At 69.1% G+C, this 12,575-nt stretch carries 11 protein-coding genes; 6 read left to right on the top strand and 5 right to left on the bottom strand.

The window, feature by feature from the left end:
• The first annotated feature begins 15 nt into the window (after positions 1–15).
• Together NC7_RS19550 and NC7_RS19545 are read left to right on the top strand one after the other, a co-directional pair.
• Positions 16–1,455 (top strand): PepSY-associated TM helix domain-containing protein, encoded by a 1,440-nt coding sequence (locus tag NC7_RS19550; RefSeq protein ID WP_084458625.1) that lies wholly within the window; start codon positions 16–18, stop codon positions 1,453–1,455.
• Positions 1,456–1,567: 112 nt separating this feature from the next.
• The gene (locus NC7_RS19545; RefSeq protein ID WP_067985197.1) at positions 1,568–3,148 is read left to right on the top strand and encodes an alkaline phosphatase D family protein; all 1,581 of its coding nucleotides are present in this window, start codon (positions 1,568–1,570) and stop codon (positions 3,146–3,148) included.
• Here the strand turns inward: NC7_RS19545 and NC7_RS19540 are convergent.
• The 3 genes from NC7_RS19540 to galK form a co-directional block, all read right to left on the bottom strand.
• Positions 3,145–3,378 (bottom strand): hypothetical protein, encoded by a 234-nt coding sequence (locus NC7_RS19540; RefSeq protein ID WP_067985196.1) that lies wholly within the window; start codon positions 3,376–3,378, stop codon positions 3,145–3,147. The two genes, NC7_RS19545 and NC7_RS19540, sit on opposite strands and share 4 nt — an antisense overlap.
• Positions 3,379–3,390: 12 nt before the next feature.
• Positions 3,391–5,085, bottom strand: coding sequence for a sodium:solute symporter family protein (locus NC7_RS19535; RefSeq protein WP_067985193.1), 1,695 nt, complete (start codon positions 5,083–5,085; stop codon positions 3,391–3,393).
• Positions 5,086–5,265: 180 nt separating this feature from the next.
• Positions 5,266–6,378 carry a galactokinase gene (gene galK, locus NC7_RS19530; protein WP_084458624.1) on the bottom strand — a complete coding sequence of 371 codons (1,113 nt, stop codon included), beginning with the start codon at positions 6,376–6,378 and terminating at the stop codon, positions 5,266–5,268.
• Positions 6,379–6,628: 250 nt separating this feature from the next.
• Here galK and NC7_RS19525 point away from each other — a divergent pair, with 250 nt between their 5' ends.
• The gene (locus NC7_RS19525; protein WP_067985191.1) at positions 6,629–8,131 is read left to right on the top strand and encodes a GGDEF domain-containing protein; all 1,503 of its coding nucleotides are present in this window, start codon (positions 6,629–6,631) and stop codon (positions 8,129–8,131) included.
• A gap of 4 nt (positions 8,132–8,135) precedes the next feature.
• On the opposite strand, the gene NC7_RS19520 is transcribed toward NC7_RS19525, so the two are convergent.
• Both NC7_RS19520 and NC7_RS19515 read right to left on the bottom strand, forming a co-directional pair.
• Positions 8,136–8,894: a DUF6319 family protein gene (locus tag NC7_RS19520; protein WP_067985189.1), complete on the bottom strand. Its 759-nt coding sequence runs from the start codon at positions 8,892–8,894 to the stop codon at positions 8,136–8,138.
• Positions 8,895–9,031: 137 nt separating this feature from the next.
• The gene (locus NC7_RS19515; protein WP_067985187.1) at positions 9,032–10,207 is read right to left on the bottom strand and encodes an alpha-hydroxy-acid oxidizing protein; all 1,176 of its coding nucleotides are present in this window, start codon (positions 10,205–10,207) and stop codon (positions 9,032–9,034) included.
• 121 nt (positions 10,208–10,328) lie between these two features.
• On the opposite strand from NC7_RS19515, the gene NC7_RS19510 reads away from it, so the two are divergent.
• From NC7_RS19510 to NC7_RS19500, 3 genes are all read left to right on the top strand, one after another.
• The gene (locus NC7_RS19510) at positions 10,329–10,538 is read left to right on the top strand and encodes a hypothetical protein (protein ID WP_067985185.1); all 210 of its coding nucleotides are present in this window, start codon (positions 10,329–10,331) and stop codon (positions 10,536–10,538) included.
• Between the two features lie 284 nt (positions 10,539–10,822).
• On the top strand, positions 10,823–11,590 hold the full coding sequence (locus NC7_RS19505) for a DeoR/GlpR family DNA-binding transcription regulator (RefSeq protein WP_067985183.1): 768 nt from the start codon (positions 10,823–10,825) through the stop codon (positions 11,588–11,590).
• Positions 11,587–12,570: a 1-phosphofructokinase family hexose kinase gene (locus NC7_RS19500; RefSeq protein WP_067985181.1), complete on the top strand. Its 984-nt coding sequence runs from the start codon at positions 11,587–11,589 to the stop codon at positions 12,568–12,570. The genes NC7_RS19505 and NC7_RS19500 overlap by 4 nt, the downstream gene beginning before the upstream one ends.
• The last annotated feature ends 5 nt before the right edge of the window (positions 12,571–12,575 follow it).

Here is a 12,575-nt window from a genome sequence, read left to right as displayed (position 1 = left end):
CAGAAACGAATGATGATGAGTATTACCGATATTCGTCCGGCCGAGAGTTCGGTCGGGGACGGTGAGCGGCGCCCGCGCGCACGGCGCGGAATGCGGGTCGCTCCCTTGGCCATGCGGCTGCACTTCTACGCGGGGTTCTTCGTCGCCCCGTTCATCCTGATCGCGGCGCTCACCGGCGCGCTGTATGCGATCGCGCCGACGATCGAAGGGTTCGTGTCGCGGGATCTGCTGCAGGTGCAGACCTCGGGGCCGGATCAGGCGTTGTCGGCGCAGGTGGGCGCGGCGGTGGCCAGCAGGCCCGACCTGGCGCTGGTCGCCGTCGCGCCCGCGGCGGGCGAAGGCGACACCACCCGCGTGTTGTTCAGCGACTCCACGCTGGGCGATTCCGAGCGCCTCTCGGTGTTCGTCGACCCGCACACCGCCCAACCGGTGGGTGAGGCCGTGGTCTACGGAAGCGGTGGCGCACTGCCGTTGCGGGCCTGGCTCAGCGAGTTCCACCGCAGTCTGCACCTGGGTGAACCCGGTCGGCTCTACAGCGAACTCGCGGCCTCGTGGCTGTGGGTGATCGCCCTGTTCGGGTTGGTGCTGTGGGTGAACCGGGTGCGCAAGCGTCGTGCGCGCAACGGTGCGCGGTGGCTGGTGGCACCGGATCTTTCGCAGCCGAAGCGCCGCAGGATGAACTGGCACGGCGCGATCGGTGTGTGGACGTTACCGGTGATCCTGCTGCTGTCGGCGACGGGTCTGACCTGGTCAGCCTATGCCGGTGAGAACGTGACGAAGCTGCGCGAGGAAATGAGCTGGACCACCCCGGCGGTGAGCGTGGCACTGCCCGGCGCGGCCGCACCGGCGACGACCGGCGGCGACCACCACAGCGGCGGAAGCACCACACCCGCACCGGCCGATCAACACCTCCGGATCGCACAACTCGACCGGGTCTACGAGGTCGCGCGGGCCAACGGCATCACCCAGGCGGCCGAGATCACTGTTCCGGCGGAATCGGACGCCGCTTTCGGGGTCAAGGAGCTGCGCAAGCCGGGCACCTACACGATCGACGCGGTGGCGATCGACGGCAGCGGCACCGTCACCGATCGACTCGCCTACGCCGACTGGCCGCTGATGGCCAAGCTCACCAACTGGGGTATCGCCTTCCACATGGGGCTGCTGTTCGGCCTGGTCAACCAGCTGTTGCTGCTGGCGATCATGCTCGGTCTCGTGGTCATGATCGTGCTCGGCTACCGGATGTGGTGGCAGCGGCGACCCACCCGTGGCCGCTCGCTGCCGATACCACCTCGGCGCGGCGTGCTACGCAAGACGTCGCTGTGGATCACGGTTCCGCTCGTCGCGGCGGCCGTGGTGATCGGGTGGTTCGTGCCCCTGCTCGGGCTGAGCCTGCTCGGGTTCTTCCTGATCGACGTGGCGCTCGGCCTGGCCGCCCGCGCCTACCCGAACAGCTGAGTGCGCTGTCGGCGAGGTGAAACCGCCTCGCCGACAGCCGCTTTCGGCCCAGGCGACCAGCCCTTACCCCGCGTGCACGGTCCGCCCGGCGCGGGATGCTTAGGATCGGGGCATGGCGATCGACCGGCGGCAGTTCCTCCGATACGGCGCGGCCGGGTCGATCGTGGCGGCGGTCGGGGTGTCGGCGGCGAGCAGTGCTCCGTTTCCCGCGCCCCGCTTTCTCGGTGACCCGTTCTCCCTCGGCGTGGCCTCCGGCGAACCGACACCCGACGGGGTGGTGCTGTGGACCCGGCTCGCCCCCGACCCGTTGGCCCCGGACGGATACGGCGGCATGTCGGTGGACCCGGTGACAGTCGACTACGAGGTCGCCGAGGACGAACGGTTCACCGAGGTCGTCGCCCGGGGAGCGGCGGTCGCCACCCGCGCGCTCGGCCACAGCGTGCATCCCGAGGTGGGCGGTCTGGCGCCGGATCGCTGGTACTTCTACCGCTTCCGCGCGGGATCGGCGATCTCCCCGGTCGGGCGCACCCGCACCGCGCCACCGCCGGACCGGCCGACACAGCGGTTGCGGTTCGCGTTCGCCTCATGTCAGTCGTGGAGCTCGGGCTACTACACCGCCTACGACCACATGGCCGCCGAGGACCTCGATCTCGTCGTGCACCTGGGCGACTACATCTACGAATCCTCCTGGGTGGTGGCCCGACGCGGTGCCGTGCTGCCGCCACAACTCGAGGGTGAGGCGGTCGACCTGGCCGGGTACCGGCTGCGCTACGCCCAGGCCAAGGCCGAAGCGCCCCTGCAAGCCGCCCACGCCGCGTTCCCCTGGCTGGTCACCTTCGACGACCACGAACTCGACAACAACTGGGCCGGTGATCATCCCGGCCTCGGCAACGACGTGCACCGCCTGCCGTTCCTGTTCCGGCGTCGCAAGGCCGCCGCATTCCAGGCGATGTACGAGCATCAGCCGATGCGTCTGGCGCAACTCCCGTCCGGTCCGTCGATTCGCCTGCACCGCCGGTACCGCTTCGGCGACCTGGCCGAGTTCACCATGATCGACACCAGGCAGTACCGCGACGAACAAGCCTGCGGCGACGGCAAGGCGGTGCTGGACTGCGCCGACCGGTACTCCTCGCAGCGCTCGATTCTCGGTGCCGCCCAACGCGACTGGCTCGTCGACGGCTTCGCCACCTCCACCGCGCGCTGGCAGATCCTCGGCAACCAGGTCGCCATGGCCGAATCCGACTACGATCCCGGCCCGAACCAGCTGCTCGGCACCGACGCCTGGGACGGCTACATCGCCGACCGCAACGCCGTGCTCGGCGCCGCCGTCGACCACGACGTGGCCAACCTGGTGATGATCACCGGCGACCGCCACGAGAACTATGTCGCCGACCTGCACCGCGATTACACCGACCCCGAATCACCGGTGGTGGCAACCGAATTCACGGGCACGTCGATCAGCACGGGCGGCGACGGCGAGGACTTCCCCGACACCGGCGCCGCCCTGCTGGCCGCCAACCCGCACATGCGGTTCTACAACAAACAGCGCGGCTATGTGCGGGTGGAACTGGATCACCAGCTGTGGCGCAACGACTTCCGGGTCCTGCCGTACGTCCGCTCACCGGGCGCGCCGGTCAGCACGCGCGCCACCTTCGTTGTGCAGGACGGTGTTCCGGGCACGATCGAGGCCTAGGACGTGAGGTCCTCCGGCGTCTTCTCGGGCACTTGGACGGGGCGCATCAGCGCCCACCCGACGAAGACCACCGCCACACCGGCCATTCCGAGACCGGCCCACAGATTCACGTCCACCCCACCGGTTTTCGCGTCCTGCGCGGCGGAATCCTGCAGCAACGAGGTGGCGACGAGCACCACACCGTAGAGACCGAGCAGCGCACCGATGATGGTGCGGATATCGAAAAGCATCGCGACGACTCCTTATCCGATGACGATATTGAGCGCGATCACCAGCACCAGCGCGATCCCGGCAAGCAGCACCGGGCGCTGATACCACGGCAGCGTGTCTGCGTCGGCGTCGGTACGCAGGGACTTGGGGGTCTCCGAATACACCAGTCCCACCAGCTCGGCGGCCGGTTTCGGGCGAGTCATGAACGTGACCGCCACGCTGACGACGATGTCGACCGCGAAGGCCACCCCCGCGGCGACGAAACTGGCACCCTGCCCCGACAGGGAGGTCACCCCGGTCTCGTTGAGCACGAACACCGCGATGGCGGCCAGCGTGCCGCTGACCAGGCCGATCCACCCCGCCGCCGCGGTCATCCGCTTCCACAGCATGCCGAGGATGAAGGTGGCGAACAGCGGGGCGTTGAAGAAGCTGAACAGCGTCTGCAGGTAGTCCATCATGTTGCTGAACCCGCCCGCGATGAACGCGGTGAAGATCGCCGCCACCGTCGCGCCGACGGTGGCCAGCCTGCCGACCCGCAGGTAGTACCCGTCCGGCCGGTCTTTGCGCACGTACTGCTGCCACAGATCGAAACTGAACACCGTGTTGAACGCGGAGATGTTGGCCGCCATGCCCGCCATGAACGCCGCGAGCAGACCCGCCAACCCCACCCCGAGCAACCCGTTGGGCAGTACCTCTTTCATCAGGAACAGCAGCGCCTGGTTGTAGGTGACCTCGCCCTCGAAGTCGGGATTCGCGGCGACCTGCTGCTTGTACTCGATCATCTGCGGCACGAGGACCGCGCTGATCATGCCGGGAATCACCACGATCAGTGGGATGAACATCTTCGGGTAGGCGCCGATGATGGGTGTGCGCCGCGCCGCCGCGATCGAATGCGTGGCCAGGGCGCGCTGCACCTCGACGAAGTTCGTCGTCCAGTAGCCGAACGACAACACGAAACCGAGACCGAACACGATGCCCATGATCGAGGCGAAGTTGTCGGTGAACCCGCTCATCGCGTTGCCGGGCCAGGTGTGCAGCTGGTCGGCGCCACCCGGCGACGCGCTCACCTTGTCCCGCAACCCGTCCCACCCGCCGACGCGATGCAGCCCGACGAGGGTGAGCGGCAGCAGCGCGGCGACGATGACGAAGAACTGCAGCACCTCGTTGTAGATCGCGGCCGAGAGTCCACCGAGGGTGACATACGACAGCACGATCGCCGCGGCCACCGCCACCGAGATCCACAATGGCCAGCCGAGCAGCACATTCAGGATCGTGCCGAGCAGATAGAGGTTCACCCCGGCGATCAGCACCTGCGCGACGGCGAAGCTCAGCGCGTTCACCAGGTGCGCCCCGGTGCCGAAGCGTCGGCGCATGAATTCCGGTACCGAACGCACTTTGGAGCCGTAGTAGAACGGCATCATCACCACACCGAGGAACAGCATGGCGGGTACGGCGCCGATCCAGAAGTAGTTGAACGTGGGGAAGCCGTACTGGGCACCGTTGGCGGACATGCCCATGATCTCCACCGCGCCCAGGTTGGCGGAGATGAAGGCCAACCCGGTCACCCAGGCGGGCAGTGACCGGCCGGACAGGAAGAAGTCGACACTGGAGGACACGCGGCTGCGCGCGATCAGGCCGATGCCGAGAACGAAGACGAAATACAGGGCGACGAGCGCGTAATCGACCGGAGCCGCGTCGAGACGCAGTGACGACGCGGCATCGAACATTGTCGACGGCGAATGGGCGAACGGCACAGTGGATCCCTCCTGACCTGGGAACCGGGCGAGGTAGCGCGTCGTGCACACGGCGCGGGCCGCGACGCCCGCCGAACTGTTTTCGGTTGGTACCACTGTGCGCTTCTGTGCCCCGCGTCACACCCGAAACGGGGTGAACAATTGGGCAACCGTTCAATCCAGTTTGCGGGCGCCCGGCCCCGGTTCCACCGGGAACACCCGAGGGGTCGGCAGACCCGCCGCCGCGAAACGCCTGCCGATCGCGACGCCGATCCGGTCGGCATCGGTGTGTTCGACCAGGGCGAGCACACTGCCGCCGAATCCGCCGCCGACCATCCGCGCACCGTAGGCACCCGCGTCGAGCGCCGCGTCGACCGCCAGATCGAGAGCGGGGGTGGAGACTTCGAAGTCGTCGCGCAACGAGCGGTGCGAGGCGGTGAGCAGGGGGCCGACGGCGCGCGGGTCGGCGCCGGAACACAACCGGGCGACCACGTCGAGCACGCGATCGTTCTCGGTGACGACATGGGTGGCCCGGCGGCGAAGCACCGGATCGTGCAGGCGCGCCATGTTCAGCTCGGTGGCATCGCGCAGCGCGTGGACGCCGAGGGTGGCCGCGGCGGCCGCACACTCGGCCCGGCGCCGGGCGTACTCGCCGTCGCCCAGGTCGTGCGGCTGACCGGTGTCGGCGACGATCAGGGCGAGGCCCGCCGCGCGCAGATCGAACGGAATCTGTTCCACCGCACCGGATTCCCCGTTCGAATAGGCGCGGACGTCGAGGAACAGGGCATGACCCTCGGTGCACAGGATCGAGGCGGACTGGTCGAGGATGCCGCTCGGCACACCGGCGAAATCGTTCTCGGCCGCCCGCGCGATCTCCACCATCGCCCGGTCGTCGAGGTCAGGTGCGAACAGGTCACGCAGGGCGACGGTCACCGCGCAACACAGCGCCGCCGAACTCGACAGCCCCGCACCGATCGGTACCGCGCCGTCGAGCTCGAGATCGATCCCCGTGATCGGATGACCACCCCCCACGTATTCACCAACGACCCCCAGCGGGTAGCGCGCCCAGCCGGGCAACTGGTCCCGTTGCCCGGCAAGATCATCCAGGTCGAGCTCGACGGCCGCGCCCGGGCGCTGCGCCGAACCCACCCGCACCCTGCCGTCCCCACGCGCCTGCGCCGCGCACACCACCCCGAGCGACAGCGCGATCGGCAGCACAAACCCGTCGTTGTAGTCGGTGTGCTCGCCGATGATGTTGACCCGCCCCGGCGCGATCCACCTGTCCACCCACACTCCCTTCTCACCGTCTCCGCGATCCCATCCAACACCGTGTACCCGTGCGGCAGCCGAATCCCCATCGCGACGGCGTGGGACGTGTCATGATCGACTCAGTTGTAAAGGTTTTCATCGTCGGCGCGCCCGCCGGCCGGGAATTCCACTCGGACAACGACACTCGGTGCTCCTCGGCCGACACCCCGACCCGAATTCCCGGCTCCACGATCGATCGGCGCGTCGCGGCGGATCGAGGGGGAAACTGATGAAGGTCGGTACAGCACCACGGGGCGGAACGCGCTGGTTGGCGGTCACGCTCGGCACCGTCGGTGCCATCGTGATCACGCCACTGCTCGGCGGGCGATCCCTGTCGTTCCCGCTGTTGCTGATCGTCGCCGCGGGCAGCCTGACGATGATCGGTGTCGGTGTGCGGCGGTACCAGCCCACCAACTCGATGCCGTGGTGGCTGCTCGCCGCGTCCATCCCCCTTTTCGCCGCGGGCACCACGATCCGCGAACTGGAAACGCACACCACGTGGCATCCGTTCGACGATCTGAGCACCCTGTCCGCGTACGTGTGCCTCGCCCTGGCCGCCGTCGGTTGGCTACAGCCGCGTCGGCTCACCGGCGCCTACGACGCCTGGCTCGACTCGACACTCATCGGGATCAGCGCGCTGCTGACCTCGTGGACATTCCTGATCTCACCGATCCTGCGTCACAACACCGGCCTGGACGCGGTGATCGCCGCGAGCTATCCCGTGATCGACGCGCTGCTACTCACGGCGCTTGCCCATTCCCTGGTCACCACGGCAAGGTCCGATATCGCCCTGCGCCTGTTGCACGTGGCGCTGCTCGCGGTGCTGGTGTCCGGGGTCGTCGAAAGCTTCTCGGCCGCAGGGTTTCTCGCGGCGGAACATCCGTTCGGGCTGGTGCCGCATCAGCTGGGCTATCTGCTGGCGGGGCTGGCCGCGCTGCATCCCACGATGGACGTGAGCCGCGACGGCACCGAAGCCCACCCACACCGTTCCCGCAGGCGCGCGGGTGTGATCGCGGTGGCCCTGGTCGGTGCCTCGCTGATGAGCGTGGTCGGCACCGACCTCGGCACGGGCGACCGGATGGTGATCGGTTTGCTGCTCACCTCGCTGCTGGTCGGGGTCCTCGTGCGCAGCGAACGCGCCATCGCCCGCAGTCAGTTCAGTGAACGCCGCGCCCAGTACCGCGCCGACCACGACGTGCTCACCGGACTGTTCAACCGAGCCGCACTGCTACGCGCACCCCAGCGGCTGCGGGCGCAATGGGCGGGAAAACCGTTGTGCCTGTTGTTCATCGACCTCGACGGCTTCAAAATGGTCAACGACAGTTACGGCCATGCCATCGGCGACGAGCTGATCGCGCGGGCCGCGTCGCGCATCCGTCGCACGGCTCGGCGCACCGACGTGACCGCACGCTACGGTGGCGACGAATTCGTCGTCCTGTCTCCCCGCAGCCGTACCGAGGCGGCGGTGCTCGCCGAACATCTGCTCGGAGCCTTCGTGCGCCCCTTCGAGCTGAGCTGCGGCGAAATCCCCATCACCGCCAGTATCGGGGTGGCCTGCGTACGCGCCCGGCCCAGCGAGACCACCGTCTACGACCTGATCCGGGAAGCCGACGCGGCGATGTACCACGCCAAGGAGCACCGCCTCGGCCTGACCTTCCACGACGACCTGCACCGGCCGGGGTTCCGGCGGGCCCTGCGCCGCACCGCCGATCCGACGAGCACGGCGGTGTGAGGTGTCAGTCCCCTAGTTCGGCGAGCAGCCTTCTGGCCGCCTCCAGTTCGGCCTGCAGCTGAGCGACCTTGGCCTGCTGCACCTCACGCGCAGCCTCCAGGATCCCGGCGACCACTTCCTCGACCTCCGGGTGCAAGATCTTGGCGGCCTGGGCGACCGCTCCGCTGTTCACCGCGAGTCCCTTGACACTGCGCTTCTTGCCGTTGACGACGTCGACGGTCCATTCGCCGTCGGCGGTGCCGGTGAGCGTGACGGTGACCTCGGGCGCCTTGGGCTTGCGGGCCGCCGTGGTCTTGGCCGGACGCGGCGCCGCCTGCTTCGGTGCGGCGGCGTCGTCTGGCACGGGGGCGAGCGAACGCGGCGCGGCGGGCTTCGGCGCGGCACTCGGCGGGGACGACGGCTGGGTCACGGGGGTGTCCTTTCGGTTGCTCGGCTCGGGAACGTGGTGCGTGGCGGGCTTGGCACCGCCGGGTGCGACGGTAGTCCCACGGGCGGGCTTGGTGAGCGTCACCTCGCTCGGGCCGAACGAGAGCACGTCCTTGGAACCGGTCGGGCGCACCTGCAGGAAGTCGCCGTCGGCCGGGTCGCCGAGCGCGACGATCTTGCCCGACTTGCCCTCCTCGACGCCGACAGCCGCCGAGGTGAACCACACCATCGGCGGTTTGCCCTCGGCCAACTCGCCTGCGATGCGCGCGAGCTCGGCCTCGGACAGAACCGGGGGAGCTGATCGTCGGGATGCGGACTTGGTGCTCGGCGAGGACATCGTGGACTCCGGGAGGTTGGTGCGTGCTAGAGCGTGGTGTGCCCCTGATGATGCCGCACCGCACCGACAAGTTCCGGCCGAGGCCGCGGCCGGGCCGCCGAAACCCGCCCCCCGGAGCGGGTTTGCGCCTCGGCGGCTCAGCCTCGTGTGGCGTTGCCGTGACGGCTCGGCCGGATGTTGGCGCGCACCGCGGCCACATCGGGGTAGCCGTTCACGGCCAGCAGCAGGTCCGCCTCGGCGGCGTAGGAGCGCAGCAGATGCACCAGACCGCGCACCCCGCCGAGGGCGAGCGCGTAGACATACGGTCGGCCGATACCGACCATGGTCGCGCCGAGCCCGAGCGCCTTCACTACATCGGCGCCCGAGCGGACACCGGAGTCGAACAGCACGGGCACGCGGCCGTCACAGGCGGCGGCGACGTCTGGCAGGGTCTCCAGCGCGCTCAGACCGCCGTTGGCTTGGCGCCCACCGTGATTGGAGCAGTAGATGCCGTCGGCGCCGAGATCGATGGCGCGGCGCGCGTCGTCGGGATGGGAGATGCCCTTGAGAATCAGCGGCAGGTCGGTGAGTGAGCGCAGCCAGGTCAGATCGTCCCAGGTCAGCGAATGGCCGAAGGTCGAAACCCAATGCAGCACAATCATCTTCGGGTCGTCGGAACCGACCATCGCTCGGAACACCGGGTCGCTGGTGTAGTTCTTCAGCACATGACCGCGCAGCTGTGGGAAGTTGCCGCTGGACAGGTCGCGGGGGCGCCAGCCGGGCACCCAGGTGTCGAGGGTGACGGTGATGCCCGCGTAGCCCGCCGCCTCGGCGCGGTGCACGAGGCTTTCCGCGAGTTCGCGGTTCTTGGGGGTGTAGAGCTGGAAGAACGAGGGGGTGTCGCCCGCGTGCGGACGAACCTCTTCGAGCGGATCCTCCATCAGCGTCGAATACATCGCGGGCACACCGGTTTCCGCCGATGCCCGCGCGACCGCGATGTCACCGTGGCCCTGCTCGCCGACCAGGCCGATCACACCGACCGGCGCCAGGAACAGCGGGCTGGCGAAGGTGTGCCCGAACGCGTCGACGGTGAGGTCGCGTTCGGTCGCGCCGACCAGCATGCGCGGCAGCAGCCCCCAGTCGGCGAAGGCCTCGGCATTGCGTCGCTGGGTGAGCTCGTCGCCCGCGCCGCCCGCGATGTAGTTGAGCAGGGTGTCGGGCAGGGCGGCGGTGGCTTTACGCTCGAGAGTGGCGTAGTCCATGGGGAATTCGGGCAGCACGCCCCCGAGCGCGGTGAGATAGATCTCGTTCTGATAGTCGGCGAACTGACTCATCGCTGAACTTTCGCACGCGACCCGCCCTCGCGCGTCGTCGGGGCCATGTAAGGTGCGTCATACTCCAACGTAGGCAGCACCTACCCCAGCAGCGCGTTCCGAGATTGTGAGTGCCCCTGTCGTGACCGTCGTCGAACACTCGGCCGCTCCCGCCGATCCGGATGTAGCGCTGGCCCAGCGCATCAACTGCGACCGCGTGCGCCACCTGACCCGGCTCGCCCTCGGCCTGTCCCAGGACTCGATGGATCTGCTCACCTCGGTCACCGATCGACTACGCGCCGCCGAGGGCGCGTTACGCGATCCGCTCACCAGCGACCTCGGCTTCGACTGACCCTCCACGCTCGACCCGAGCGCTCGACGCTCCCCTTCCGGCTCCCGCGCCGTCCGCGCACAGCCGCACTCAGGCCCCATCGCGCGGCCCATCGGCCCCGATCGAGCGGCCGCCTCTCGTCCTGCCCGCCGTGCGGGCACATCCCGGCGCGTTCCGCTCGCGGTAACCGCGACTTTGTCATACCCCTGGGCAACGATTGTGACTCGGCTCACCAAAAAGCGTTGACAAAGCCACATGAGTGGGCATAAAACAACATGAGTACACACTCACGCACCGGAGGAACCATGTACGCCGAGGAACGGCAGCAGGCCATCGCGACCCTCATCGGGCAGCGCGGTCGCGTCTCCGTCGCCGAACTCGCCGACAAGTACGGAGTCACCACCGAAACCGTCCGCCGCGACCTGGCCGTCCTCGATCGGATCGGGTTGATCCGGCGGGTGCACGGTGGGGCGGTCGGCGCGGGCGCGCTCACCACCATCGAACTCGGCACCGTCGAACGCGACAGCACCCGCGCGGTCGAGAAGGACCGCATCGCCGAACTCGCCGTGCGGTACCTGCCCGCCTCGGGCGGCAGCGTGCTGCTCGACGCGGGCACGACGACCGCGCGGGTGGCCGCCGCCCTGCCGGTGGATCTGGACCTGGTCGCCGTCACCAACTCGCTGCCCGTCGCCACGCGGCTCACCGGATACGCCGGGGTCCGCACGCACCTGCTCGGTGGGCGCGTGCGTGGCGTCACCCAGGCCGCCGTCGGTGCCGAAACCTTGCGGGTGCTCGGTGAATTGCGGGTGGACGTCGCGTTCCTCGGTACCAACGCGCTCACGGTGCGGCACGGGCTGTCCACGCCCGACCCGGAGGAGGCCGCCGTGAAGCGGGCCATGATCGCGGCCGCCGACCGCGTGGTCGTCGTCGCCGACGCCACCAAGATCGGACGTGAGGACTTCGTGAGCTTCGGAACGACCGCCGACATCGACGTGCTGGTCACCGACACCGACATCCCCTCCGCCGCACACGAGGAACTGATCGCCGAGGGAATCGAGGTGGTGCTCGCATGATCGTCACACTGACCGCGAACCCGAGCGTCGACCGGACGGTAACCCTCACCGAACCGCTGCTCCGAGGGCAGGTGCACCGCGCGGCGAACGTCACCTCCCAGCCCGGCGGCAAGGGCGTCAACGTGGCGCGCGTGGTGACCTCCGGCGGCGTGCCCGCGCTCGCCGTCCTACCCGGCACTGAGGACGACCCGGTGGTGAGCGGACTGCGCGGCGCCGGAATCGCCTTCCGTGCGGTACCGACCGGCGGCACGCCACGGACCAATCTCACGATCGCGGAAGCCGACGGCACCACGACGAAGATCAACGAACCCGGGTATCCGCTGCGCGCACCGCACCTCGACGCCCTCGCCGCCGCCCTGACCGAGTCGGCCGTGGGCGCCGCGTGGGTGGTGCTGTCGGGTTCGCTACCACCCGGCGTGCCCGTGGAGTGGTACGCGCGGATGGTCGAGGAGCTCTCAGCGGCGGGATCGGCCAAGATCGCGGTCGACACCTCCGACGCACCGTTGCTCGCCCTGTTCGAGGAAACAGGTTCTGCCGCAGCGGATCTCGTCAAACCGAACACCGACGAGCTGGCCCAGCTCACGGGGCTGGACCCGGCCGGTCTCGAAAATCCCGCAGCCGCCGCTCGCGCCGCCACCGCGCTGATCGAGCGCGGGGTCGGTGCCGTACTCGCCACCCTCGGGGCAGCGGGTGCGGTGCTGGTCACCGCCGAAGGCGCGTGGTTCGCCGGTGCACCGCCGATCGTCGCGCGCAGCACGGTCGGGGCGGGTGATTCCGCGCTGGCCGGATATCTGCTCGCCGACCTGGCCGGTCTCGACCCGGCCGATCGGTTGCGCGCCGCCGTCGCCTACGGCAGCGCCGCCACCGCACTGCCCGGCACAGAACTGCCCGGCCCCGCCGACATCATGCTCGACGCCGTCTTGGCCCACCCGCTTCCCGACGCGTCGCCGAAGGCACTGGACGACACCGCGACCAGCTGACTTCC

The organism is Nocardia caishijiensis NBRC 108228, from assembly GCF_001612825.1.
GTDB lineage: Bacteria > Actinomycetota > Actinomycetes > Mycobacteriales > Mycobacteriaceae > Nocardia > Nocardia caishijiensis.
Note: the sequence above shows the minus strand (reverse complement) of the source record. Positions and strands in the feature narration are given on the sequence as shown.

Excerpts from the sequence above, each read along its gene's own strand:
- NC7_RS19550 (WP_084458625.1), top strand. The coding sequence starts at position 16 with ATGAGTATTACCGATATTCGTCCGGCCGAGAGTTCGGTCGGGGACGGT.
- NC7_RS19515 (WP_067985187.1), bottom strand. The coding sequence starts at position 10,207 with ATGAGTCAGTTCGCCGACTATCAGAACGAGATCTATCTCACCGCGCTC.
- NC7_RS19535 (WP_067985193.1), bottom strand. The coding sequence starts at position 5,085 with ATGTTCGATGCCGCGTCGTCACTGCGTCTCGACGCGGCTCCGGTCGAT.
- NC7_RS19545 (WP_067985197.1), top strand. The coding sequence starts at position 1,568 with ATGGCGATCGACCGGCGGCAGTTCCTCCGATACGGCGCGGCCGGGTCG.
- NC7_RS19525 (WP_067985191.1), top strand. The coding sequence starts at position 6,629 with ATGAAGGTCGGTACAGCACCACGGGGCGGAACGCGCTGGTTGGCGGTC.
- NC7_RS19540 (WP_067985196.1), bottom strand. The coding sequence starts at position 3,378 with ATGCTTTTCGATATCCGCACCATCATCGGTGCGCTGCTCGGTCTCTAC.
- NC7_RS19500 (WP_067985181.1), top strand. The coding sequence starts at position 11,587 with ATGATCGTCACACTGACCGCGAACCCGAGCGTCGACCGGACGGTAACC.
- NC7_RS19520 (WP_067985189.1), bottom strand. The coding sequence starts at position 8,894 with ATGTCCTCGCCGAGCACCAAGTCCGCATCCCGACGATCAGCTCCCCCG.
- NC7_RS19505 (WP_067985183.1), top strand. The coding sequence starts at position 10,823 with ATGTACGCCGAGGAACGGCAGCAGGCCATCGCGACCCTCATCGGGCAG.